Annotated in this window: 19 protein-coding genes and 2 pseudogenes; 14 read left to right on the top strand and 7 right to left on the bottom strand. The window is 66.1% G+C overall.

The window, feature by feature from the left end; all coding sequences use genetic code 11:
* Nucleotides 1–5 precede the first annotated feature (5 nt).
* From AC3RCC_RS07240 to AC3RCC_RS07230, 3 genes are read left to right on the top strand one after another with little or no spacing between them, the layout of a single operon-like run.
* On the top strand, nucleotides 6–707 hold the full coding sequence (locus AC3RCC_RS07240; protein ID WP_492258018.1) for a 4'-phosphopantetheinyl transferase family protein: 702 nt from the start codon (nucleotides 6–8) through the stop codon (nucleotides 705–707).
* On the top strand, nucleotides 704–2002 hold the full coding sequence (locus AC3RCC_RS07235) for a glycosyltransferase (protein ID WP_492258017.1): 1299 nt from the start codon (nucleotides 704–706) through the stop codon (nucleotides 2000–2002). The genes AC3RCC_RS07240 and AC3RCC_RS07235 overlap by 4 nt, the downstream gene beginning before the upstream one ends.
* Entirely contained in the window at nucleotides 1995–3059 is a 1065-nt protein-coding gene (locus AC3RCC_RS07230) for a hypothetical protein (protein WP_492258016.1), read from the top strand. Before AC3RCC_RS07235 ends, AC3RCC_RS07230 begins: the two co-directional genes overlap by 8 nt.
* A 16-nt stretch (nucleotides 3060–3075) precedes the next feature.
* On the opposite strand, the gene AC3RCC_RS07225 is transcribed toward AC3RCC_RS07230, so the two are convergent.
* The gene (locus tag AC3RCC_RS07225; RefSeq protein ID WP_492258015.1) at nucleotides 3076–4272 is read right to left on the bottom strand and encodes a glycosyltransferase family 2 protein; all 1197 of its coding nucleotides are present in this window, start codon (nucleotides 4270–4272) and stop codon (nucleotides 3076–3078) included.
* 237 nt (nucleotides 4273–4509) lie between these two features.
* Here AC3RCC_RS07225 and AC3RCC_RS07220 point away from each other — a divergent pair, with 237 nt between their 5' ends.
* Entirely contained in the window at nucleotides 4510–5325 is an 816-nt protein-coding gene (locus tag AC3RCC_RS07220; RefSeq protein ID WP_291639741.1) for a WecB/TagA/CpsF family glycosyltransferase, read from the top strand.
* Nucleotides 5326–5334: 9 nt separating this feature from the next.
* Here AC3RCC_RS07220 and AC3RCC_RS07215 read toward each other — a convergent pair whose 3' ends face one another.
* Nucleotides 5335–8073: a glycoside hydrolase family 9 protein gene (locus AC3RCC_RS07215; protein WP_492258014.1), complete on the bottom strand. Its 2739-nt coding sequence runs from the start codon at nucleotides 8071–8073 to the stop codon at nucleotides 5335–5337.
* Nucleotides 8074–8170: 97 nt separating this feature from the next.
* On the opposite strand from AC3RCC_RS07215, the gene AC3RCC_RS07210 reads away from it, so the two are divergent.
* The 4 genes from AC3RCC_RS07210 to AC3RCC_RS07195 all read left to right on the top strand — a co-directional run bounded on the left by AC3RCC_RS07210 (nucleotide 8171) and on the right by AC3RCC_RS07195 (nucleotide 13787).
* The gene (locus AC3RCC_RS07210) at nucleotides 8171–9550 is read left to right on the top strand and encodes an O-antigen ligase family protein (protein WP_492258013.1); all 1380 of its coding nucleotides are present in this window, start codon (nucleotides 8171–8173) and stop codon (nucleotides 9548–9550) included.
* 118 nt (nucleotides 9551–9668) lie between these two features.
* Nucleotides 9669–10955: a polysaccharide biosynthesis/export family protein gene (locus AC3RCC_RS07205; RefSeq protein ID WP_492258012.1), complete on the top strand. Its 1287-nt coding sequence runs from the start codon at nucleotides 9669–9671 to the stop codon at nucleotides 10953–10955.
* Nucleotides 10956–10963: 8 nt separating this feature from the next.
* Nucleotides 10964–12544, top strand: a complete 1581-nt coding sequence (locus AC3RCC_RS07200) for a tyrosine-protein kinase domain-containing protein (RefSeq protein ID WP_492258011.1) — start codon at nucleotides 10964–10966, stop codon at nucleotides 12542–12544.
* Nucleotides 12534–13787: a glycosyltransferase family 4 protein gene (locus AC3RCC_RS07195; RefSeq protein WP_492258010.1), complete on the top strand. Its 1254-nt coding sequence runs from the start codon at nucleotides 12534–12536 to the stop codon at nucleotides 13785–13787. Before AC3RCC_RS07200 ends, AC3RCC_RS07195 begins: the two co-directional genes overlap by 11 nt.
* A 14-nt stretch (nucleotides 13788–13801) precedes the next feature.
* Here AC3RCC_RS07195 and AC3RCC_RS07190 read toward each other — a convergent pair whose 3' ends face one another.
* From AC3RCC_RS07190 to AC3RCC_RS07180, 3 genes and pseudogenes are all read right to left on the bottom strand, one after another.
* Nucleotides 13802–14830, bottom strand: coding sequence for a glycosyltransferase family 2 protein (locus AC3RCC_RS07190; RefSeq protein WP_492258009.1), 1029 nt, complete (start codon nucleotides 14828–14830; stop codon nucleotides 13802–13804).
* Nucleotides 14814–16124: an oligosaccharide flippase family protein gene (locus tag AC3RCC_RS07185; protein WP_291639754.1), complete on the bottom strand. Its 1311-nt coding sequence runs from the start codon at nucleotides 16122–16124 to the stop codon at nucleotides 14814–14816. The genes AC3RCC_RS07190 and AC3RCC_RS07185 overlap by 17 nt, the downstream gene beginning before the upstream one ends.
* Nucleotides 16125–16528: 404 nt before the next feature.
* Nucleotides 16529–16729, bottom strand: a pseudogene (locus AC3RCC_RS07180) (IS5/IS1182 family transposase); the annotation flags it as partial.
* A 54-nt stretch (nucleotides 16730–16783) separates the two neighbouring features.
* Here AC3RCC_RS07180 and AC3RCC_RS07175 point away from each other — a divergent pair.
* The 3 genes and pseudogenes from AC3RCC_RS07175 (at nucleotide 16784) to AC3RCC_RS07165 (ending at nucleotide 18319) form a co-directional block, all read left to right on the top strand.
* A pseudogene (locus tag AC3RCC_RS07175) lies at nucleotides 16784–17981 on the top strand (IS256 family transposase).
* Nucleotides 17918–18148, top strand: a complete 231-nt coding sequence (locus AC3RCC_RS07170) for a hypothetical protein (RefSeq protein ID WP_492258847.1) — start codon at nucleotides 17918–17920, stop codon at nucleotides 18146–18148. Before AC3RCC_RS07175 ends, AC3RCC_RS07170 begins: the two are co-directional and overlap by 64 nt.
* A 3-nt stretch (nucleotides 18149–18151) precedes the next feature.
* Entirely contained in the window at nucleotides 18152–18319 is a 168-nt protein-coding gene (locus AC3RCC_RS07165) for a hypothetical protein (RefSeq protein ID WP_492258008.1), read from the top strand.
* Between the two features lie 48 nt (nucleotides 18320–18367).
* Here the strand turns inward: AC3RCC_RS07165 and AC3RCC_RS07160 are convergent, their stop codons facing one another.
* Entirely contained in the window at nucleotides 18368–18622 is a 255-nt protein-coding gene (locus tag AC3RCC_RS07160) for a hypothetical protein (protein WP_291639756.1), read from the bottom strand.
* Nucleotides 18623–18930: 308 nt separating this feature from the next.
* The gene (locus AC3RCC_RS07155) at nucleotides 18931–19827 is read right to left on the bottom strand and encodes a LysR family transcriptional regulator (RefSeq protein WP_492258761.1); all 897 of its coding nucleotides are present in this window, start codon (nucleotides 19825–19827) and stop codon (nucleotides 18931–18933) included.
* 109 nt (nucleotides 19828–19936) lie between these two features.
* Between AC3RCC_RS07155 and phnA the strand changes: the two genes are divergently transcribed.
* The 3 genes from phnA to AC3RCC_RS07140 all read left to right on the top strand — a co-directional run bounded on the left by phnA (nucleotide 19937) and on the right by AC3RCC_RS07140 (nucleotide 24502).
* Nucleotides 19937–21181, top strand: coding sequence for a phosphonoacetate hydrolase (gene phnA / locus AC3RCC_RS07150; RefSeq protein ID WP_465247528.1), 1245 nt, complete (start codon nucleotides 19937–19939; stop codon nucleotides 21179–21181).
* Between the two features lie 171 nt (nucleotides 21182–21352).
* Nucleotides 21353–22687, top strand: coding sequence for an ABC transporter substrate-binding protein (locus AC3RCC_RS07145; protein ID WP_492258007.1), 1335 nt, complete (start codon nucleotides 21353–21355; stop codon nucleotides 22685–22687).
* 75 nt (nucleotides 22688–22762) lie between these two features.
* Nucleotides 22763–24502, top strand: coding sequence for an ABC transporter permease (locus tag AC3RCC_RS07140; RefSeq protein ID WP_492258006.1), 1740 nt, complete (start codon nucleotides 22763–22765; stop codon nucleotides 24500–24502).
* Nucleotides 24503–24510: the final 8 nt, after the last annotated feature.

Here is a 24510-nt window from a genome sequence, read left to right as displayed (position 1 = left end):
GCCGGATGAGGGGGCTCGAAGAGCTCTTCGACCCGGCAATCCGCATCGCGACGGGCGATCCCCGAGGCGATTGGGCCGGGCCGCTGCCGGCAGAGGAGCCTGCGTTGCGGGGAGCCTCCCCGACCCGGCGGCGGGAATTCCTCGGCGGGCGGGCGCTGGCCCGGCAGGCGATGCAGGCGCTCGGCCTGCCGGCCGCCGCAATCCCCGCCGGTCCCGACCGGGCGCCGCTCTGGCCGGAAGGCATGACCGGCAGCATCAGCCATTGCGCCGATCTCTGCGTGGTCGCGGTGGCGCGCCTGGCGGACGGCTTCGTCTCGCTCGGCCTCGACATCGAGCCGGACGAAGCGCTCGACCCGGATCTGGTGCCGGAGATTTGCGGGCCGGCGGAACGCGCCTGGCTGGCGAGCCTCCCGGCAGAACGGCAGGGCGTCCTGGCCCGCGCCGTCTTCAGCGCCAAGGAAAGCGCCTATAAATGCCAGTATCCGCTGTCGCGGCAGCTGCTTGACTTTCAGGCCCTGGATATCGAGATCGACCCCGCCGAAAGTCGTTTCACCGCCCGTTTTACCGTCGATGCCGCGCCGTTCCGAGCCGGGGACAGCTTGCACGGACGCCTTGCGATCGCCGACGGCCATATCGCGACCGCGACCATGCTCGGACATCGCGACATCGCAGCCAGGCCGGAATGGCTGGCCGGGAGCCTTTCATGACTGCCGCACCGAGCCTCGCGGAAACGACCACCCCGCCTTCGCTGGCGGCACCGGACCGGCTTCGCCCGCAACCGCATGGCAGGCTGCTTCTGGTGACGGCCGTCCGCCTGCGCCGCGGTCCGAACGGGCTGCAGCTCGATTCCCAGACCTGCGCCGGCATCTGTCGCTGGGCCGAGCATTTCAACCACGTCGCCTTTGCCGGCATTCTCCTGGAGACCGAGCAGGAAGACGGAACCACGGCCGACTGGGTCGATGTCGCCCGCCTTCCTTGCGCCGCGCAACTGACTTTCCACGCCCTGCCCATGGCCTACAGGGTCGGCGCATTCGCCCGCACCTATCGCGCCACCCGCAAGCTCCTGGCCGATGCGATCCGGCAGGCCGACAGCCTGTGCTTCACCCTGGGCTATGTGATCGGCGACTGGGCTGCCATCGCTGCGCTCGAAGCCCACGCCCAGGGGCGCCGCTATGCGGTCTGGTTCGACCGTGTCGAGCATGAAGTGATCCGCAACCTCCTGCCCAGCCTGCCGCTGAAGCGCCGATTCAAGGAACAGGCTATGCTGCTGGCGATGGGTCCCTATCACCGCCTGCTGACGCGCCGCAGCAGCCTGGCCCTCCTGCAAGGCATGGACACGTTCAACGCCTATTCCGCCTTCTCCACCAATCCGGCCTGCGTCTACGACGTCCATACCCTCGCGGAGGATTTCGCCAGCGCCCCGGCGATCGCCGAGAAGATCGCCCGGATCGAGAGCGGGGCGCCGCTGCGCCTCGTCTATATCGGCCGCGCCGCCGAGATGAAGGGGCCGATCGACTGGCTCGAAGCGATCGCCGGAGCCCGCAGCCGCGGCGTCGAATTCCAGGCCGAATGGCTCGGCGATGGCCCGCTGCTCGCCGCGATGCGGCAGCGCGCCACCGCGCTCGGCATCGCCGATTGCATCTCTTTCGCCGGGCATGTCGGCAACCGGGAGGTCGTGCTTTCCCGGATGCGGCAGGCCGATATCTTCCTGTTCTGCCACAAGACCCCGGAATCGCCACGCTGCCTGATCGAGGCGCTGGTCTGCGCCTGCCCGATCGTCGGCTATGCCGGCGCCTATCCGGCCGGCCTGCTCGCACGCGGCGGTGGCGGGTTGCTCTCGCCGCTGAACGATCCAGCGGCCCTCGCCGACGCGCTCGCGCGCCTGCATGGCGACCGCGAAGGGCTGGCACGTCTGGTACGCGAAGCCGCCGCCACCGGCCGCTGCTTCGACGAGGAGAAGCTCTATGGCGAACGCGCCGGACTGATCGCCGCCCATGGCTAGCCTCTCCGCATACGGGCTCGCCGCAGCCACGCTTCTCGCCGCCGGCCTGGCCGGCGCCCTGCTGCCGGCGCCGGCCTTCGCCGAGGCGCAAGCGCGGCGGCTGTTCATTTCCGGCCACAGCCTGACCGACCGGCCTATGCCCGACATGATGGCTTCGATCGCGGCACAGGCCGGCCGCCCGCTCGCATGGCAGCGCCAGCACATCGGCGGCTCGACGATCAAGCGCCGATCACAAGGCGACGAAGGCACGCCTCCCGGCTCCGGCTACGCCGCCGGTCTCGACCGCGACGGCAAGCCGATCGACATGGCGGCGGCATTCGGAACTGGCCCCGGCTACGAGGTGCTCCTGATCACCGAATGGCACCGCGTGCTTGACGCCATCGACCGCGAGGACACGGTGCGCCATCTGCGTGCCGTCCATGATCGCTTCATCGCATCGAACCCAGCGGGAACGACCTATTTCTACGCGCCCTGGGCCGATCTTTCGGATCGCGCCGCCCCCCAGGCCTGGATCGACTATGAGCGCGGCGCCTCGCGCGTCTGGCAATGCGTGGTCAGGCGCGCCAATGACGGGCTGGTGCGGGAAAGCCGAAAGGACGCCATCCGCTTCGTTCCGGCCTCCCTGGCCCTGGCCGAACTGGTCGCCGACCTGACCTCCGATGGCGGCAAGCCGGGCTTCGAGGGCCTGAAGCCCGGCGAGATCGTCGCGCTGCTGTTCAGCGACAAGGTGCATCTCACCGAGACCGGCAATTATTTCATGGCCCTGGTGACCTATGCCTCGCTCTTCGGCGGCGAGATCGCGGAGGCCTGGGCGCCGGCCTGGCTCGACCCCGCCCGCGCCGCGACGCTGCGCACAGCCGCGGCGCGCTTTCTGAGCGGGAGAGCCGTCGCGGATACGCTGCCGCCTGGGGCAGATTGCGCGACGATCACGCGCGACTTCATCCCCGCCTATACCGCCTATATGCGCGACGCCTACGTACTGGCAGAAGCCGGCTATTTCCGCGCCACCATAAGGCGCCTGCGCGAGATGCTGCGTTTAATGTGGCGCCTGCCATAGCGCCTGGGCGGCGCCTCTACTCCTTCGGCCCCTGCCGGTCGGTCCTCACCCAGCCCCGGCTGCGCGAGCCGAGCGCCATGCCGCCATAGAGGCGCAGCTTCTGCAGGACATAGGGCACGACCAGCACCAGCGAACGTGCCGGCAGCACGGCCCGCCCGAAGACATGCCAGGCCAGCGCCAGCGCCAGCAGCAGGAGCATGAGGTTCGCGCTGGCGATTCCCCACACCAGGGCCGGCAGGCCCAGCATAAGGGTCGCGGCGCCGGTCACCAGCCAGGCCGCGCCGACGAACAGCAGCAGCAGCGTCAGCGGAGGAACCAGGATATCGAGGGTCAGCGCGACGCTGCCGGGTTGCCGAGCGGCCAGCGCAACGGGCAGGCGGGAGAAAGCAAGCGCGAGCAAGCCGAGATGGCCTTCCTCCCAGCGCCGCCTCTGCGTCGCGGCGCCCGTCTGCGAATAGGGGAAATAGCTGTGAATCCGGGCGCTCTCGCAATAGCGCGGCGCGGTGCCTTTCATGGCCAGATCGAGCCCGAGCTTCATGTCCTCGACCAGGCTGCCATGGGCGAGATCGGCGTCGCGAAGTACCGCCCAGGGAAATGCCATGCCCGTGCCGGTGAGATGGCAGGGCAGGCCCAGCCGATGCAGCCCGGCCGGGCGGACCCGGTTCTTGACGAGAAAGGCGAATTCCGCGACTTGCATCCCGATCCCGCCCCCGGGCGGCACCGCCATCAGATAGCACCCCTGAACCGGACGCCGGGAAGCCACCGCCTCAACCGCGAGCCGATCTATGGCGCCGGCCGCGAGTGTGCAGTCGGCATCGACGATCAGCACGATTTCGGGCGGCGAGGCTTCGAGATGCCTGACGCCGAAATCCAGCGCATAGCCCTTGCCGCGCCGGTCCGGATCGCGGCGCTCGACGACCTCGGCCCCCGCGCTCCTGGCCAGCGCTGCGGTCTCGTCCGAGCAATTGTCGGCCACCACCAGCAGCCGGTCCGCCGGGCCGAGTTGAGCACGCAACGCGGTCACTGTCTCGCCAATACCCGCCTCTTCCTGATGCGCCGGGACGAGGACCGCCACGCCAGGCCGCCTCCCCGGAAGGGCTGCCGGAGCATGACCGCGCCGCGTTGCGCCGGCCAGGACCTCGACGGCAAATACCGAGGCCGGAACCAGCAAGGTGAGGTTGGCGAGCAAGAACAGGATGAAGACGGCGATCATGAGCGTTTTCTGCTCTCGGCTACCGGAGAGGCACGAAGATAAATCCGGCAGCACAGTAGTTCGATTTTCACTCTGCCGGAAGAGATTGGTCGCGGCCGAATTTAACGATGTTCCTCCATTTCCGTCTTCCGAAAACTAGCCAACTTGACGATAGGGTATCGCCGATGTTCTTAGGTCGCGAAGGCTGCCAGTGCGCCAAGACATCCGTCCAGTCCAGCAAAGTGAGGAGCGCAAACGATGTCGGGCACTATCGGCCCCGCCCAGCTTAGTCGGGGGTCACCAGCGAGCTTCGATATCCCGCGCCTGCGCTTCCTCGGCACCCCCTTCGACAGGATCACCTTCACTGAGGTCCTGAAGCTGATTGGGGAGACGCAGCACGATCCGGGCTTTCGCTATGTCGTAACCCCGAATGTCGACCACGTCGTAAGGCTGGCACATCATCCGGAACTGGGCGTCTATTACGACAATGCCTGGCTGACGCTTTGCGACAGCAAGCCGATCATGCTGCTCGCGCGCGCCATGCCGATGATCCTGCCGCGCGTGACCGGCTCGGATCTGACCGTGTGCCTTTTCAACGAGGTGATCCGGCCCGGACACAAGCTGGCCCTGATCGCGTCGAGCCAGCAACTGGCCGAGACGATGCGGAGGAAACACCCGCATCTGCAATTGCGGGTGCATGTCCCGCCGTTGGGCGTCGCCGAGAACCCCCAAGAACTGGCGAAATGCGTCGAGTTCGTGCTCCGCGAGAGGGCCGATTTCATCTTCATCGCCATCGGCAGCCCGCAATCGGAAATCATCGCCCATGCCCTGTCCAGAGATGCGCGTGCCTCGGGCACCTGCCTGTGCATCGGTGCCTCCCTGGAATTCATGACGGGCATGAAGAAGCGCGCGCCGCGCTGGATGACCAAGGTCGGCGTCGAGTGGGTGCACCGTCTCGCCTCCGATCCGAAGCGGCTCTGGCGTCGCTACGTCTTCGCCGTGCCGTCCCTCATGCGCCTGGCGGCGAAGGAGGTCGGCCAGAGCTGGGCCACCCGGATCCTCGGGCGGAGCTGAGGCCGGCGCTCACTGCGCATCGAGATACAGCGCCAGCGTGGCCATCGTGCCGATCGTCTGCTGCACCGTGTATTCCTGCTGCATGATCACCGCAGGGTGCTCCACCAGATAGTCGAAATAAGGCAGCGAGAACCGTGGCGGCTCGATGCGGCGCTGCCTCGCCTGCTCCGCCGTACCAACCTCCGGCAAGGGGGACCAGGGCGGGCCGAATATCCAGCCATGCGCCGTCTGCGCCTGCGAAGCCCAGCCATAGATCGTGATGCCCACCGGGGCATCGACGCCCATGGCGAGACTGTCCTCGTGCAGGGGATTCGACGCGAAACGGGCGCCAGTCCCTGTCATCAGGCTGAGCCCGAGCTGGTTGGCTCCCAGCATGACGTGATGGGCGAGCTCCATCGTCCGCAGAATCTCCGGGTCCCGGCCGAGGCGGTGCGCGCGCAGCAGGAGCTGCATCTCGTGATAGGCGGGCGCGCCGCCCTGCCCCCAACCGGCAGGCGCCGCCGGATGCTTCATGCTGGGATAGGCGAAGCGCTTTTGCGCCTCTACGACGAAGGCCGCCTCTGACAGGAAAGCCTGCGTGATGCTGGCCGCGATCCCAGGATCGGCGCCCTGACTGCCAAGATAGTCCCAGGCCGCATCGCCATTATGCGCGTAGAGGCTCGCCTGCGCCCGCCATTCGGCCTCGAAGATCGCGCGATAGCCCGGTTCTCCGCCAAGACGCAGCAGAGAGGCGGCTGCGGCGCGCCGGTACTCCGCTGCCAGGGCCTGGATCTGCCGGCGCCTCTGCTCCCATGGCGCACCGCCAAAGGCACCGGCGCCGGTCCCGGCGGCGATCGCCTCGGCATAGTAGGCATCCGGGTCAGCAAAGCCGCGCTCCGCCGCCTTCCAGGCCAGGGAAGCGCTCGCCGCGAAAACCTCAGCGAGCCGGTCGCTGTGCAGCTCCTTCAGAATGCGGGCGAGCTTCGCGGCGACGGCAGCGTAGCGATAGGTCGAAACGTGGTCGGGCGCATAGACGAAGACGCCCTGGTGCTCGAGGAAGCTGGGCTCGCCCTTGGCGGGATGGCTGGCGCTTTCGATACCGCCACGCACGCTGCCATCGGGCCGCTGCAGCCGGCGGAAGAAGTCCAGCACCCAGATCGCCTCATGCACGAGCTCGGGCAGGTCGTTGGTGTCGCCATAGAGCCCCGGATCGAGATAGTCGCTGGAGCGCGGCAGGCCGAAGGAACGGGCGCGCTTTCCGGCCGGCGTACTCTCGAAGGCTTCGAGCAGCAGCGAGGACACGTCGAGATGCTGGATGCGCCGGTCCCAGTCGCCGGCGTCCATATATCCGCCCCAATAGTCCGCCGGAGCCGCCTTCTCGGTAATCCAGTTCTTGCCGGCGCCATCCGCGAAGGGCACGAAACCGCCCATGAATTCGGAAGACCAGAGCAGCGGCAGGCGGCTTTCGCGAATGGTCAGATCGCGCCCGGGACGGAAGGCAACGGGGCGGGCATAGCCGAAGCGCCCATCAAGCGCGATGCCGCTGCGATGATGATACAGGCCGGCGAGTGAGATCCGGGCCGATCTGAGCCAGACATCGTCGGCAATAAACACCGGATCGGATACGCCGAGCCCCGGGATCTGCAGCCGGTAGCTCCCGTCGCGGGCAGGGCGCCAATCCGAATAGTCGAGCTCGAACACATAGGTTCCGGCGCGATTGGCCCGGTGGGCCGCCGTGATCGTGGCGCCTGACCACAGCCGCGCCGGCACCTCGCCGCCGATGCTCGCGAGTTCGAATTCGGAGGTCGTCACGGACGCTACGGAGGCGAAGGTCGCGCCGGCATCCTGGTCGCCGTGCAATCTTTCGAGGGCGACCCGCTGACCGACGGAAAAGCCATGAGGCACGCGCGTCGCGAACTTGCCGTTGCCGAGCCGCAGCAGCGCCAGGCGCGGAGCGGCGGCATCCGCATAGTCGAGCAATTCGCCGGGCAGACCATTGCCGGGCTCGGGATCCGAGGGGCTTGCGCGCAGCCTGATCGGCGCTGCGAAGACTTCCGCGCCGGCCTCGTCGAGAACCCTGAAGCGGTCGATGCCGTAGCGTCGGAAATCGACCGCACCTTGCTCCGGCCCGCCCGGCAGCCAGAGCGCCAGAAAGCCGGTCTTCGCTAGGTCGGCGCGCCGGTGACCGTTCTGGCTGACACGGATCGCCGGGGAGCGGGTCGCCTGATCGTCGAACCGGAAGGGCGTGTCCGCGAGCGTCCCGGCCGGCCAGCCGATCACATGCGCCCCTGCCGGAAGCGGTCCGTCGAGCTGCAGATGCACTTCGTGCCGAAAGCTCGCCCCCGACCGCGTATCGCCGCCCGCCGTCCGGAACAATCCGGAATTATAGGGCATCGATTTGCGGTAGACCGCGATGACCCGGCGGCCGCCGACCGGAGCATAGGCCGAGGCCCGGTCGACGGCATCCCGGTCGAGGAAATGCGCGGGCGGCGCGTCGGAGAGGCGCAGATGATCGCGCCCGGGCCCTATCACCAGTCCCCATTCGCCCTTGCTGGAGACCCAGCTGCCATTCGCTTCGGAGCGCGGCTGCTCGAGGCGTTCGATGCGGCCCCGCCGGAACGGCGGATCGAGCAGCGTAACCTGTATGACATCCGGGGCGGACAGGCCGATCGACTGGACTTCGACCGCCCTCGCGCCACTCACCCCTGCGATCAGCAGGACGAAGGCAAACAGGGCCAGGATTGTTCCGGGGGCGTCCTTGAGCTGCACGTTCAGATTAACCCTATCGATGAATGCCGCGCGCCGTTAACCCGACCGTCATGTCGCGGCGTTACATCCCAACCGTTAATAGAGAGAGAAATTCAACTTGAAATTCGCGGCTCTTTTCATAGCCATCTCCTGTATAGTTCCGCTTAGCCTCATACTGCGGGGCAACCCGAAGTTCGCGCCGGTCTTCTGGACGGTCTTCGGAATGCTGCCGTTTTTCTCCGCCGCGATGCCGATGTTCGACATGGGCATCGTTTCCTTGGCGGGCTCGTGGATCGGATTCGTCTACAGCCTCGAAGTCACCATCATCGACATTCTGGCCGTCGCGGCTTTCCTCGCTTTGCCTGCTGGGCGGCTTCCGCTCTGGTGCAAGCTGCCGTTCCTAGCCTATGTCGTCGCCGTCACCCTGTCGATTTTCCAGGCGGACGAACCGCTTGCCGCCTCCTTCGGCGCCGGGCAGATCGCGCGCATGTTCCTGATCATGGTGGTGGTGGCGCGTGCCTGCCTCGAGCCGAAAACGGCGATCTACATTCTGCGCGGGATGGCCCTGGGGATGGCGGCGCATTTCGTCGCCGTGCTCCACCAGCGTCTGGCGCTCAACCTGCCTCAGGCACACGGGCTGTTCATCCACCAGAACACGCTGGGCATGACCGCCCATATGGTGCTTTTCCCCCATCTGGCCCTGCTGCTGCACGGCTATCCGGGCACCCGCAACCTCATCCTCGCGACGCTCGCCACCATCGTCGTGGTCGTCTTCACCGCCTCGCGCGCCACGGTCGGCTTCACCGTCCTGGGCATCGGCCTGACCTATCTGGTGCTGGCTCTGGCGGGCCTGACCCAGAGGAAAGTCGCGTTCGCTCTGGGAGGGGTGCTGGCGCTGGCGGTGGTCGCGCCGCTCGCCATGTCGTCCTTCGAGAAGCGCTTCAGCAACACCCCGCTGAACGAGGACCAGTATGACGAACGCGCCGCCTTCAACCGGGCGGCCTCCTTCATCCTGGCGGACCACCCGCTGGGCGTCGGCTCGAACCACTATGTCCATGTCGCCAGGGACAAGGGCTATTCCGAGCGGGCCGGCGTGGCCCGGGCCGAAGGCAACCGCAACAACATCGTGCACAGCGCCTATCGGCTCGCCGCCGCGGAAACAGGCTATTTCGGACTGGTGACTTTCTGCCTGGCGCTTCTGGTGCCGCTGGCCTGCGCCTTCCGCACCGGCTGGCGAGAACGAAGCAACGCCGGCGGAGCGCTCCTGCTCGGCCTGGGCATCGCATTACTGATCGTCTGCCTGCATTCCTTCTACGAATGGATCTTCTTCATCAAGGAAGTGCAGTATCTCGTCGTCTACACCATGGGCATGATCTTCGGGATATCGCTGCGGATGAATGCGAGGCGCCGCCGCAACGCGCTGCCGCTGCTGCGCAGGCCACTGCCGGCCGGGGCCGGAATGCCGGCGGCAACGGGCGGAATCCGGGCAGGATGGTAACCATGAATGGACAAAGCCGGCCGAGTTCGCCCCTGGCGGGCGCCGCACCGGGCCGATCCTTAGCCGCTGTTAGGCTCTTGGCGCTACGTCATGCCGAAGTCATGGGAGACCCGGAAAGATGAGCCGCCTTGCGATGATCATCCGGCAGGTCGCGTTTGCGGTGATGACGCTCGTCGCGGCGATCCTGTCGTCGCCGGCCGCCGATGCAGCCGGCTATCAGCTCGGCGTGCAGGACCGCCTGCGCATCCATGTCTCGGAATGGCCAGCGCTGAACGGCGAGGTCGTCGTCGGCGCCCGCGGCGACATCACCCTGCCGCTGATCGGCCAGGTTCCCGCCGCCCGGCTCGATACGGTGGAGCTCGCCAAGGCCGTCGCCGAACGGCTCAAAGACAAGGCCGGCCTGCCGAACCTGCCGGACGTGACCGTCGACATCGTCGCCTATCGCCCCTTCTACATTCTCGGCAGCGTCACCACCCCCGGCGAGTACATGTACCGGCCCGGGATGGTCGTCCTCAATGCCGTCAGCATCGCCGGCGGCGCCTACCGCGCCGAAAGACGGTCGGAATGGGATGTCGAGCGCGTGACGATCAGCAGCCGAGGCGAACTCGCGGTCCTCGCCCTGCGCCGGCAGGATCTCTTGGCCGAGAAAGTCCGGCTCGGCGCCGAGCGCGACGATCTCGCGAAGTTCCCGCCCTTTCCCGATGATGCCGACGCACAATTCCTCGGCGCGCTCGAGGAGCAGCGGCGCATCTTCGACGCCTCGCTGGAAAGGCGCCGCTCCGAAAAGCTCGCCCTCGAGATCGGGCTCACTGCCCGCGAGAAGGAAATCGAATCGCTCGGGACGCAGAAGGCCGATCTCGAACGCAAGCGCAAGGTCACCGAGGAGGAGCTGGCGCAGGTTCGGGGCCTCGTCAAACGCGATCTCGCCGTGCATCGCCTCTTCCCGCTCGAGCGCACCTTGGCCGATGTGTTGCGCGAGCAGCAGGAGCTGGAAATTCGCAAGCTCAGAGCCGAGCAAGGCCTGTCCGAGGCTCGTTCGATCGCCGCCAATCTCGACAACCAGCGGCGCGCCGACGCTCTCGCCGGCATCCAGCGGGTCAACGCCCAGCTTCGCGCCGTCGACAAGCAGCAAAGGGCGCTCTCGCGGATGCTCGACAGCGCCGCCTCGTACTCCTCCGACATCGTCCAGAGCGAAGTCTCGCGGGAGACGCCGCGGCTGCGCTACACGATCCTGCGCGTCGGCGAACCGAGCCAGGAATTCGAGGCGACGGAAACCACGCCGGTGCGGCCGGGCGATATCGTGAAGGTCTTCAAGATCCTGGAGAGCGCGGAATCCGCGGGACCGTCAGCGGGCATCGAAAGCGGTGGCGACCGGGCGGCGACTCCTGTGCCTGCCTCCGAATGAGCCAAACCATGCCTGAAACGATCTACGCCATGCCGGCAGCCCCCGAACAGTCCGCGGGCGAACCGATCTATGACTGGAAATGGATGCTGCGGGCGCTGCTGCGCAGCTGGCGGCTGATGCTGCTCCTGCCGGCGATCGGCGCGCTGCTGGCGATCGGCTTCGTAATCCTCCGGCCCTCCGAATACACGGCCTCGACGGTGCTCAACGTCACCAATCTGCGCCTGTCCGCGAGTGGGCAGGACACGCTCTTTTCCGAATCCTATTTCGATCCGTCATTCCTGGACACCCAGGTTCAGCTGGTTTCCTCCGACCCGGTGATCCTGGCGGTGATCGACAAGCTCGACTTGGCCGGCGCGATGCGCGGCAATGCCCAAAGAGCCCTCAAGCAGTTCCGCAGCAGCCTCGGCGTGCAGCAATTGCGGCAGAGCAATCTGGTCCAGGTTTCATTCACGGCCGACAATCCGGCCCAGGCGGCGCTCGTCGCCAATGCGGTCGCCGCAACCTATATCGCGAAGCTGAACACCGACCGCGAGCAGGCCGTGCAGTCGGCCAGCAGCTGGCTGCGCGAGCGCATGCGCGGCGCCGGCCCTCAGGCCCATATCGTCTCCGCCGCCTTGCCGCCGCTCGACAAGAGCAATCTGCGCGGCATTCTGATCATCGGCGGGGCGGCGGCCGTCGGCGCAGCCCTCGCGATGATGCTGGCGCTGATCTTCGCCTTCCTCGATCGCAGCATCCGGGAGCCGGACCAGGCCCAGGCCGTGACCGGCGTCGAATGCCTCGGCATCGTCCCCCTGCTCCGTCCGGCCGGTTCCGCCAGGAAAGCCGACGAGGCGCAGGCCTCGACCGAACCACCGGCCAGCGCTCCGGCCATCCTCTCCGAGGCGCAGACGAAGCCCTTCTCCCCGCTCTGGCAGGCCCTGCGCCATGTCAGCGTCGCCAGCGACCTGTCCGCCCCGCTGGCCGGCCCCCGCTCGCTGGCGGTGACCTCCGCCCTCGGCGGCGAAGGCAAGACCACGATCGCGGCGAACCTCGCTTTGATGGCCGCGAGCAGCGGCAGGCGCATCCTGCTGGTCGATGCCCAGCTCTACGACCCTGCGCTTTCCGCCATGCTGGCCCCGGCGGCGACGGCTGGTCTGGCGCCCTTTCTCGACGATCCCGCTTCGGGCCTGGCGCAGCATGTCCGCCCCGACCCAGCGTCCGGCCTGCATTTCCTGCCATTCGGCAAGGCGGAAGACCGCGCCGCAACCGCGCAGATCCTGTGGTCCGCCCGCATGAAGCCGCTCTTCGAGCAGGCGCGCGATTACGACCTGATCATCTTCGACATGCCGCCGCTGGTCGCGGCCGGCGACCTGCGGGCCGCTGCCGCCCATATCCATGCCATCCTGCTTGTCGTCGAATGGGGCAAGGCTTCGGCGGAGACGCTGCGTGCCGCGCTTGCCGTCGGCGGATCCTTCCGCGACCGGCTGATCGGCTCGGTGATCAACAAGGCCAATCCCGGTATCGCCGAGCGCCTGCTTTCGACCGAGATCGCGATCGTCGCGCAGCAGGCGCGCCTCGGGGCGCTGGCGGGACGACGCGATGCCGCCTGAGCCGGCCGAGCGTGAGGCGATGCGGGTAGCCTATCTGCTTAATACCTACCCCGCTCCGAGCGGCACCTTCATCCGCCGCGAGATCGAGGCTCTGGAGGAGATCGACGTCGCGGTGACGCGTTTCGCCGTCCGCCGCTTCGCCGGGCTACTCGTCGAGCCGGCGGATATCCGCGACGCCGGGCGGACGCATTATCTGCTTGAAGGCAATCTCGCCGGCCTGTTCGTGGCCGCGCTGCGCGAACTCTTCACCAATCCAGCCGGCATCGGCCGCGCCCTGCCCGCATGGCGGACACTGCTGCGCAATGCGCGCGGCGGCTTCGTCAGGCATGTCGCCTATCTCATGCAGGCGGCAGCGCTGCGTCAGGCGGCGACGCGGCTGGATGTGCGACATGTCCACGCCCATTTCAGCAACAATGCCGCGGCGGTCGCGATGCTGTCGGCGCTGCTGGGCGGCCCGCGTTTCAGCTTCACCGCGCATGGCCCGGATGAATTCGTCGAGGCACCGCGCTTGAGCTTCCCGTTGAAGATCGAGCAGGCCGCCTTCGTCGTGGCGATCTCCGACTATTGCCGGAACCTCCTCGCCGGGCTGGCCGGGAACGACGAGGCCGCCGCCAAAATTCATATCGCGCGCTGCGGCATCGATCTCAGCCAGTTCGGGGTCGCGCCGCCGATCGAGGCGGAGAACCAGACCCTGGTCTGCGTAGGCCGCCTCTGCCCGCAAAAGGGCCAGGTCCACATCCCGGCGGCGGTCGCGGCGCTGAAGCAGCGTCTCCCGACGATCAAGGTCGTGCTGGTCGGCGATGGCGAGAGCCGTGCCGAGATCGAAAGCGAGATCGCGCGGCACGATGTCGGCCGCGAGGTGGTGCTGCGCGGCTGGGCGTCCAATGACGAGGTCCGGCAGGCGATCGCCGAAAGCCGCGCCTTGCTGCTGCCGAGCTATGCGGAGGGCCTGCCGATCGTCATCATGGAGACCTTCGCGCTGGGCCGCCCGGTGATCACCACAACGATCGCTGGCATCCCCGAATTGGTCGATTCCGAATGCGGCTGGCTGGTGACGCCCGGCGACCAAGATCAGCTTGTCGCCGCAATCGGCGCCGCGCTTGCCGCCGAACCGGCGCAGATCGCCCGGATGGGACAGGAGGGGCGCCGGCGCGTCGAGCGCCTGCATGACCTGCGCCAGCTTGCCCGCGAACTGAAGCCGCTGATGGCGGCAAGCGGGTCCGCGGAGCGCCTTGCCCGCTGACCGCGGGCCGCCGGCTACTTGTATTCGATCAATTTCCGGCGGCGGCCCGAAAGCCGGCTGAGATAGAAACGGGCAACGCCCTGCATTTCAGGGAACTTCCCCAGCGTCGCGAACCCGGCATTGAGCCAGCTTTCCGGTTTGCTTCCCCCGGACCGCAGCGCGATCCTGGCGACCTGCAGCGGATAGGCGAGCAGCAGCAGGAGCAGGGCGGGATGAAGCCATGCCGCCCCCAAAATGGCGGCAACGGGCAAGGCGAGCCCCCAGATCAGCGCGCGAGAGGTGCTGCGCTTCCAGATTCCGAACGGCGAGTCGGCATGCCGCCGCGACACTTCCGCAAAGGCGTGGCCGCTGCGTACCGAGCGCAGCCACCATTGTCCGAAGCGCGTCATGGCCGCGTCGTGCAGCGTCATCTCGGCATCGATGCGCCAGATGCGCCAGCCGGCGCTCCGCAGCCGCACGCACATATCCGGTTCCTCGCCGGCGATCAGCTCGTCGGCATAGCCGCCGACCTGCCGGAATGCCTCGGCCCGGATCAGAGTATCGCCGCCGCATTCCAGCGCTTCGCCTATCGGGACATCCCATTCGCGGTCGCACATCCGATTGTAGACCGAACGCTCCGGATGAAGCTCCCGCCGCCGTCCGAAGACCACCGCGACATCGTCGCGCCCGCGCAGGAACGCCGCCGCCCTATCGAGCCAGCCCGCGGCGAGGCGGCAATCGCCATCGACGAACTGGACGAAGGCGAGATCGGGGAGCCTTTCCTGCAGTGCGGCGAAGCCGGCATTGCGGGCCCGCGAGGCGGTGAAGGGCTTGGCGAGATCGAGATCGACCACCGCGGCACCCTTCGCCCTGGCCATTTCGACGCTGCCGTCGCTCGAACCGGAATCGACATAGACCGCGTTCGCTGCGAGCGCCCCCAGCGAATCCAGGCAGGCGACAAGACGCTCTCCCTCATTGCGCCCGATCACGACGATGCCGAGCCGCTCGCCCGGAAGCTGCGCTGTCGCCTCGCCGGTCATCGCGGCCTCAGGACAGGAAGCCATCGAAGGCGGTGCCGTATCCGGCCCATGCGCGCAGCAGCGTGAACAGGCCGAGCAGTGTAAACATGAAGAGGCTCACCGCGAGATCCTGTCGGAGAAACGAGACCTGCTCCCGGCGCTGGCCGATCAGGACCGGCAGATAGCGCAGGGAATCGCTGAGAGCCACCACCAGGATGGCGCCGCTCAGTCCCGCCATCTGGAGCCCGACCGGAATTCCGATCGCGAGGCTCAGGAGTTTGACCAGATTGCCGGCCGCGCCATAGAGCGGCTTGCCCAGCCCCATCAGCGCATATTCGTTCATGCTGCACAGGATCGCCCCCCAGACACCGGCAAGCATGACCGGCAGCATCCAGCCCGCCGCATGATAGCGCGAGTCGTAGATGATGCGGATCGCGAAATCCCCGAAGGCGATGCCGAAGGCCAGGCAGGCGGCGCAGACCAGCAGCAGCTTCAGCCGCAGCGGTGACAGGCGGGCCCGCATCTCGTGGCGCGGCTGCGACTGCTGGGCCGCAATGACGGGGAAGACCAGCGAATGCCCGAGCCGCGAGAACAGGGCGGCGGGCAGTTCGGCGACGTTGCGGGCCAGCCCGTAAATGCCGAGCAGGGCCAGCGGGATGCTCTGGCCGAGATAGAGCTTGTCGAAGCTGGCGCACAGAAAGGCGAGCAGCGAGGACAAATAGATCCACTTGCCGAAGGAGAGGATCTGGCGCGCATGGACGCGGTCCCAGGCTAGCCAGTTTCTGGCCTCGGGCAGAAGATAGGTCATGCCCGTGCGGAAGACGGCGGTCAGGATATTGGCCGCGATCAGCGACCAGATCGTCGGGCTGTAGAAGGCGAGGCCGATGACCAGCAGGGCCCCGACGAAGTCGACTCCGAGGTCGAACAGGTTGAGCCTGACGAACTGGAGCCGGCGCTGCAGAAGATAGACCGAGACCGAGGCACCGCCCATGATCGCAAGCGCCAGCGCCGACAATTCGATTGCCGATGCTGGAAGCTGATAGAGCTGACCCAACGGCGCGGCCGCAAGGAAGAGCGCCGAGAACAGCAGCGCACCACGCAGTATCTGGATCGTCCAGGCCGTGTCGCGGAAGGACTTGGCCTCGCCTTGCGGATTATGGACGATGTTCTGGCCGATCCCGACATCGGAGATCAGTTCGATGCCGTTACGCAGCGTGTTGATGATCAGCATGATGCCGAAAATCTCCGGCACAACCAGCCGCGACAGCAGGACATTCGAACCGAAACGCAGACCGACCGAGGCACCATAGGCGCCGATCGTCCAGAACGCGCCACGCATGATGAGTTTTTGAGTAAAGGCCATCGAACCGGTTCACTGATCGTCCGGCGAGCAGCCAGGAAAGCGTCAATCTGTCAGCAAGCCCCTGCCGGAGACAAGCGCGAAAGGCAAGTCGCGCGACTACGAGGCAAGAGGGTCCGCTCGGCCGCAATTTGGATTTGCTCCGGGAGCTTGGAGTCCGTTTTCGAGTTTGCGCGCCCTGCCGCTCCAATTGGCTCGGATTGTGCTTCGTGAAGAAGATCTCGACCACGGCGTTGCCGGAACAGTTGGAGGGCTCGAAGAACCCGAATTTTAGGCCGGTCGGGGTGTTTTCAATGTGCCTGGGTCGGTCGAGACGAGTTGAACCTGGATTTCGTCCCCCAAGGCAGCTGCATGGGCCTGGACCATTGTGCTGCTGAGGCGCGCTATGCTGCGGCTATCCGGGTGAGCCAGACAAGCCGGCGCATGTTGTAGACGAGATTGGCCATGCCGATCTTAGTCCTCGCCCTGGCAATGCCAATGTTGCGCACGAAGAGGCCCATCCTCGCCTTCTGCTCGGCCAAGACATGCTCAACCCGGGACCGGATCTTCGACTTCGCGTTGTTGGCCCTGCGCGTCACTTTTGGATTGGCAGGATTTCCGTGTGCGGGCGGCCATAATGGACCTGAAGGAGGTTCTCGATGGCACGACGCAAAGCTGCCCGCATTCCTGACGCGCCGCTGGACCAATTGCTGGCCGGCGCCGTCTCGAAAACGGCCTTCGACGCCAACGGCTGCTCGACGATCTGAAGAAGGCGCTGGCCGAGCCGGCCCTGAACGCCGAGATGGATCATCACCTGGCGGGCGATGAAGCCCGTAACAGCCGCAACGGCTACGGGCGCAAGACGGTGAGGACCGAGACTGGCCGGATCGAGCTGGAGATTCCGCGCAATCGTCAGGCGAGCTTCGATCCGCAGTTGATCGCCAAGTACCAGCGCCGCTTTCCCGGCTTCGACGACAAGATCATCTCGATGTACGCCCGCAGCATGAGCACCCGCGAGATCGTCGGACATCTGCGCGAGCTCTACGTGATCGAGGTCTCGCCCGATCTGATCAGCGCCGTCACCGACGCGGTGCTGGAGGGGATCACCGCCTGGCAGGCGCGGCCGCTGGGGCCGATCGATCCGCTCGTCTTCTTCGACGCCCTGCGTGTCAAGGTCCGCGACGAGGGCATCGTGCGCAACAAGGCCGTCCACATTGCTCTTGGCGTGCGCGCCGATGGCGCCAGGGATATTTTCGGCCTCTGGCTGGAACAGAATGAGGGCGCGAAGTTCTGGCTGCGCGTCATGAACGAGCTGCGCAACCGCGGCGTCGAGGACATTCTGCTCACCGTCATCGATGGCCTGAAGGGCTTCCCGACGCGATCCGGGCCGTGGTCCCGGAGGCCGTGGTCCAGACTTGCGTGGTCCACCTGCTGCGGCACAGCCTGGATTTCGTCTCCTACAAGGGTCGAAAGCCCGTCGCCGCCGCGTTGAAGATAATCTACCGCGCCGTCGACGCCGAGGCCGACGAAGCGGAACTACGGGCCTTCGAGGAGGGGCTTTGGGCCCTCCGCTATCCGGCTATCGCCCGGAGCTGGCGCCGAGCCTGGACCGAGGTCGTACCGTTCTATGCGTTGCATTTTGACGTGCGCCGGATCTTGTACACGACGAACGCCATAGAGGCTCTGAACGCCAAGCTGCGCCGCGCCGTCCGGGCTAGAGGTCCCGAGATGTCTGGGCTGAGATCGAAGACCGCTACGCCGCCGGCGAGCCGCTGCATGTGGCTCGTGAACTGGTGCTGGCGCAGGCCGAGCCGCGGACAACAAAAAGCTATGGCCGAGATGTCAGCGACCGCGTGATCGAGGTGGCGCTGCGCATGACCGAGAACGAAATCGCGGCGCCGATCCATGCCGTGCGCCGTCGTGAGCAGGTCGAGACGATGAAGGCGCTCACCGCGAAGCGGAAGGGCCGGCTGTCGCAGGCAGACCGATTCTCCTACTGGGCGTTCGGCGTCGCCTGGAGCTGAGCCATGTTCCCGCTAATCCCCTTGCTGAAAGAACAATTCGTCCATGCAACCAAACTTCAGGAACTTCGCCTGAGGGCGCGTGCTGCTGGCCTTGGCGAAAATCAATTCGATCAGATCCTTATGAGGGTGAAGCTGCGCGCCCCAAGCGTCATTGACTTGGGGGAGCGCTGAACAGCAGCTCGCGGCCATCAATGCCCTCATCGTCGAAGAGGCGTCGGGCTATTTCGACTTTCTCAGTTCTTCGGGGCCGAGATCGAGACCCATGAAGACCGGCTCACCATAGCCCAGGTCGTTCTTGGCTCGCGGCATCTGCCACCCCTTCAGCATGTCCGCGACATAGCCGACCGGCGCCAGTGGGCCGTCCAGTACCAGTTCCGCTGGAGCACGCTTGGGAAAGCCTGCAGGGCGGACCGTGCGGGTGTGAGGATGAGCGCTCGGAACGGCGGCCAGGAAAATGAGAAGCGCCTGCTCCATCCTCGCTCTTGACGGGCTGACAACATCTCGCAATCCATAGCCTTCGTGGCCGTCCTGCTTACTCTGCCAAGCGCCCTCGATCTGGCCTGGACCTATACCTAAGCAATCTTCCGCGGCACGCGACCGCCGAGCGCGTCACCTACTCCGTGTCAACGATGCGCGGATGCGCCGCAGGTCTATGAGTCGATCTTGTTGCAGAAGAGCCCATTTGGCCCTCTGCTGACGTCTGGAACCTCTGCCTTCAGGCCGTTCAATTGAGCGAGGAGGAGCATGGCCGCGTCCTTGTCGAACTTGGCCCTACTCCCCTCTCAGAGCCCGCGCGATCTGCATCCAAGCAAGAGCTCGACGACCTTTGCGATCGATCCGGCCCGGCTCGTCGAGCGATAATGGACATAGTAAGCCAGCCCGGGAAAGCCGATCTCCGGAAGAACCGGATAGAAGATCGGCCCGCCTACATCGTTCTGGAACAGGTTGTGCGGGGCTACGATGGTTCCGATCCCGTCGCGGGCGCAGTGCAGCGCGACGAAGAGATGATCGAACAGATGGCGGAAGCGGACATGCTCCCCGCGCAATCCGGCACTGTTCAGCCAGTTGGGCCAGTCGCTCGGGCGCGTCACCGTGCCGATCATTTGGTGACGCAACACGTCGCGCGCGCTTCTGATATCGGCGGTCTCTCGGAATGACGGTGTCGCTAGCAGGCGCATATCCTCGTTCATCAGCACGAACTTTTCGAAGCTCTGCAGGCGTCGGTCGAGGCCACGATCACGCGTGATGACGATGTCCCCCAGCGGGCCGTCATAGCTCTGATTGGTCATCCGGGTCGCCAGCGAGATCTCGGTGTCGGGGGCGCGCGCCTCGAACTCCTTCAGCCGCGGCAGCAGCCAGTACATCGCGAAGGTGGTCGGCGCCTCGATCGTCACGACATGGCGCTTGCCGGTGCCCGCGATGTCGCTGCAGGCCGATATCATCTCGGTGAGCGAATGGCCGATCCGCGAAGCGAGCAGTTCGCCCGTCGGGGTCAGCACGAGCTGGCGGCCCTGACGACTGAACAGGTCCTGTCCCAGCCACTGCTCGAGCTTGCCGATCTGCCGGCTGATGGCGCCATGGGTCACGCCGAGCTCATCGGCGGCGCGACCGAGGCTGGTCCATTGGGCCGCGGCTGCAAAGGCCCGCAGGGCCGAGAGCGGCAATTCTCGAGGCTTCATCACATGTGACTCCAGCGCACAGATGAGTGAGATATTATCGATTTTTTCGCGCAATTTAAGCCCCTATCGTCAGCCCATCGCCTGGAACGAAGGAATGGCTGGCATGACGATGGAGACCAACGCAGAGATCAGGGTCAACGGACGCAGCTACCGCAAGCCGATCGTTCCGACCGTCGTGATCTGCTTCGACGGCTGCGATCCGCGCTACATTGCGCATGGCCTGGAAGCGAACCTGCTCCCCAATATTTCGCGGGTCATCTCGCAGGGCTTCTATGCCATCGCCGATGCCGCGATGCCGACCTTCACCAACCCGAACAACATGTCGATCGTCGCCGGCGCGCCGCCGAAAGTGCATGGAATCGCCGGCAACTATTACCTCGACCGGGCGACCGGCAAGGAGGTGATGATCACCGACGCCTCGCTGGTCGCCTCGGGCACGATCCTGGCTGCGCTTGCCGATGCGGGCGCACGCGTCGCGGCGATTACCGCCAAGGACAAGCTGCGCAAGATGCTCGGCAGTGGCCTGAAGGGAATCTGCTTCTCCTCGGAACGCGCCGACGAGGCCACTCTCGCGGAGAACGGCATCGAGAATGTCGAGGCGTTGGTCGGGCGCAAAGTCCCCGATATGTACAGCCCCGATCTCTCGCTCTTCGTGCTCGATGCCGGCATCAAGCTGCTCGAAGCCGGGCGCGCCGACCTGCTCTATCTTTCGCTTTCCGACATGGTGCAGCACGCAGCGGCGCCAGGTGATGCACTGGCCGACCAGTTCAACCGCGATGTCGACCAGCGCGTCGGCCGCCTGCTCGAACTGGGCGCAGTCGTCGGCATCGTCGCCGATCACGGCATGACCGACAAGAGCGGGCCCGACGGCCGCCCCCAGGTGGTCTATCTCGAAACCCTGCTGAACCAGCAGTTCGGCGCGGGTTCGGCCCGGGTGATCTGCCCGATCACCGATCCTTTCGTGAAGCATCACGGCGCGCTCGGCTCGTTCGTGCGGGTCTATGCCACTGGCGACACGCCGGCGGATGTGCTGATGGACGCGGCCGCTCGTATCCCGGGTGTCGGACTGGTGCTCGACGGCGTCAGCGCCGCCGGGCGCTTCGAGATGCCGCTCGAGCGCGAGGGCGATTTCGTCGCGATCGGCGACACCCATACCGTGATCGGCTCGCGTCCCGACGAGCACGATCTTTCCGGTCTCAACGGCCACAAGCTGCGCTCGCATGGCGGGCTCTCGGAGCAGCCAGTGCCCTTCATGCTCTCGCGCCCGCTCAACGCCGAATACCGGGCGCGCGTCGGAGCGCAACGCCTGCGGAACTTCGACATCTTCGATTTCGCGCTCAACGGCACGGCCTGACCGTTCCGGCTGGCCTGATCCTCAACCCAGGGTCCGCACCGGCCGATCGGATCGGCCGGTGCGGGAGGAAGGAATACGCGTTTCAGCTTCTGAACGTCTGTTTGGATTCAACGACAACAAGAACAAGGCAGGAAAAAAGAAAATCAAAACCAACATGGTAGGAGGAAACACATGAAGCGTAGAGATTTTCTGATCGGCTCGTGCCTTGCGCCGGTCGTTCTGTCGGCATCTGTCAACGCGCAGCAGAAGCGGACGCTTTCGATCGTGACCTCTCTGCCGAAGGAACTCTCCTCGGCCTACAAGGCGGCGTTCGAGAAGCTCAATCCGGACATCAACGTCGAAGTCCAGCAGCGCGGAACCCAAGCCACCGTCACCTATCTGCGCGAGACGCGGGCGAAGAGCGCGACCGACATCTTCTGGGCCTCGGCGCCAGATGCCTTCGAGGTGCTCAAGGGCGAGGGCCTTCTGGCCAAGTTCGTGCCGACCGACACCGGCGTGCCGGCCAAGATCGGCGATTATCCGATCAATGATCCGGAGGGCTATTATGCCGGCTTCGCGCTGTCCGGCGCAGCGATCATGTGGAACTCGCGCTATGTCCGGGCCAACAACCTGCCGGCCGTGAAGGGCTGGAACGATCTGGCTCTTCCGGTGATGTTCGACCATGTCGCGATGGCGATGCCCTCGCGTTCCGGCTCCACCCATCTGACGGTCGAGACCATCCTGCAGGCGCGAGGCTGGAAGAATGGCTGGGCGCTGCTGAAGTCGGTCTGCGGCAACATGCGGCTGATTACCGAGCGCTCCTTCGGCGTGCCCGACGGCGTGACCTCCGGGCAGTTCGGCTTTGGCGTCGTGCTCGACTACCAGGCGCTGGCTGCGCGCGGTGCCGGCTTCCCGGTCGAGTTCGTGCACCCGAGCGACACGACGATAGTGCCCTCCAATATCGGCGTCGTGAAGGATGCCCCCAATAGCGCCATCGCGCAGAAGTTCATCGAGTTCATGCTCTCGGCGGATGGGCAGGCGATCCTGTTCGAGCCGAAGGTCGGCCGGCTACCGGTGCGCCCCGATTCCTACAAAAAGGCGCCCGCTGGCACGCCCAACCCCTTCGCGATCGAATGGGGCGGCGGCGGCGGCTTCAAGTTCGACGTCGACCGTTCCGAGAAGCGCTACGCCATCGTCGACGTAGCTTTCGACCAGCTCATCAGCTTCCAGCTTCAGCCGCTGAAGAACGTCACCAAGACCCTGCACGCCGTCAATGCCAAGATCGCCAAGCGTCCGAATGCCGAGGCGGCGGCGCTGGCCGCGCAGGCACGCGAAGCCATCGCCCTGATGCCGTTCGACGAGAAGGAGGCGCAATCGGCCGAGTTCGCCGAGGCCTTCCACGGCTCCAACGAGAAAAAGAAGGGCCCGCGCCAGGCAGAACTGGAGCAGAAATGGGCGAGCTTCGCCCGCGACAACTATGCGAGGGCGCAGCAACTGGCCGACAAGGCCGCCCAGCTGGCCGGCTGACCCAGGCGAAAGGCGGCTCCGGCAGGCGTCGGAGCCGCCCTTCCAGATCGAGTGGCGCAGGGGACAAGGCTCATAATGTCGTCGATTACCAAGACCGACCTGGCCGACCGGCCGGGATTCGCCACCTGGCTGGGCGGCGTCGCATTCGGGCAATACGCTGCAGCCGGGCTGATCGCGCTGTTCCTGCTCGCCTTCCTCGTCGTCCCGGTGCTGACAGTGATCATGGCTGCGTTCCAGGACAAGCACAGCGGGGCCTTCACGCTGATCAATGTCTACGACTTCCTGCGCAACGAGCTGTTTCTCCGCTCGTTCTGGAATTCGCTCTACGTCTCCTTGATGTCCGTGCTCTGGGCGACGGTGCTCGCCCTGCCGCTGGCCTACATCACGACGCGCTTCGCCTTCCGGGGCGCTGTGATGATCCAGACCCTCGGCATCATTCCGCTGATCATGCCGCCCTTCGCCGGCGCCATCGCGATGCAGCTCCTGTTCGGGCGCAACGGCACGGTCAACCTGCTGCTGGGAGACTGGTTTGGCATCAACATCCCGCTGATGGAGGGCCTCAACGGTGTCATCTTCGTCCAGGCGGTGCACTATTTCCCGTTCATCCTGATCAACCTCTCGACGTCCCTGCGCAATATCGACCGGGCGATGGAGGAGGCGGCGCAGAATCTCGGCGCGCATGGTTTCCGGCTGTTCCGGAAGGTGGTGTTCCCGCTGGCCATGCCGGGCTACATCGCCGGCGCCTCCCTGGTCTTCGTCAAGGTCTTCGACGATCTGGCGACGCCGCTACTGCTCAACGTCCAGGACATGCTAGCGCCGCAGGCCTTCCTGCGGATCACCTCGATCGGCATTGCCGACCCGATCGGCTATGTCATCGCCGTCGTCCTGATCCTCTTCTCGGTGTTCGCTCTCTGGCTGGCCTCCTTCGCGACGCGGGGCAAGGACTACGCCACCATCCAGCGCGGCGGCGGCGGCCTCTCCAAGCGGCAGATGACGCGGCTGGACGCAGTCTTCGCCTATGGCGTGATCGGCTTCATCCTGGCGATCGTGCTCGCCCCACATCTTGGCCTGCTGCTGCTGTCCTTCGCGACGATCTGGTCTTATGCGCCGCTGCCCGACGGCTTCACCTTGGCGCACTACCGCACGATCTTCGGCGAATCCTCGCAGCTCATCACCAACACGCTGATCTACGCCACACTGGCCGGGATCATCGGCGTCTGCCTCGGCACCGCCATCTCCTACATCGTCGCGCGGACCAAGGTGATCGGCGCCCGCTGGCTCGACTTCATCGCCATGTCAGCGCTGGCCGTACCCGGGGTTGTCCTCGGCATGGGTTATCTGCGCACCTACTACGCGATCGAATTGCCCTGGGGCGGATCGCTGGCCGCGTTCTGGGGCATGATCGCAATCGCGCTCAGCGTGCGCCGCCTGCCCTACGCCCTCAGGGCCTGCAGCGCCGCCCTGCAGCAGGTCTCGGTCTCGCTCGAGGAGGCGGCGGAGAATGTCGGCGCGACCAAGGCGCGGACGATCCGGCGAGTGGTGGTGCCGCTGATGACCGGCGGCATCGTCGCCGGCTTCGTGACCAGCTTCGCCACCGCGGCGGTCGAACTGTCCGCGACCATGATGCTGGTGCAGTCGACCGCCGATGCGCCGCTCGCCTACGGGCTCTACGTCTTCATGCAGTCACCGGCCGGGCGCGGCGCCGGCGCGGCGCTCGGCGTGCTCGCCGTCGTCATCGTCGGCATCTGCACCTATCTCAGCCATGTCTATCTCGAGCGGCGCTCGGCCCCGGGCCGGCGCGAGGAGGCGGCGTGATGGCCGCG

This window comes from Allobosea sp. GW823-FHT01F03, assembly GCF_058798075.1.
This window is presented reverse-complemented; position numbering and strand designations above follow the sequence as displayed.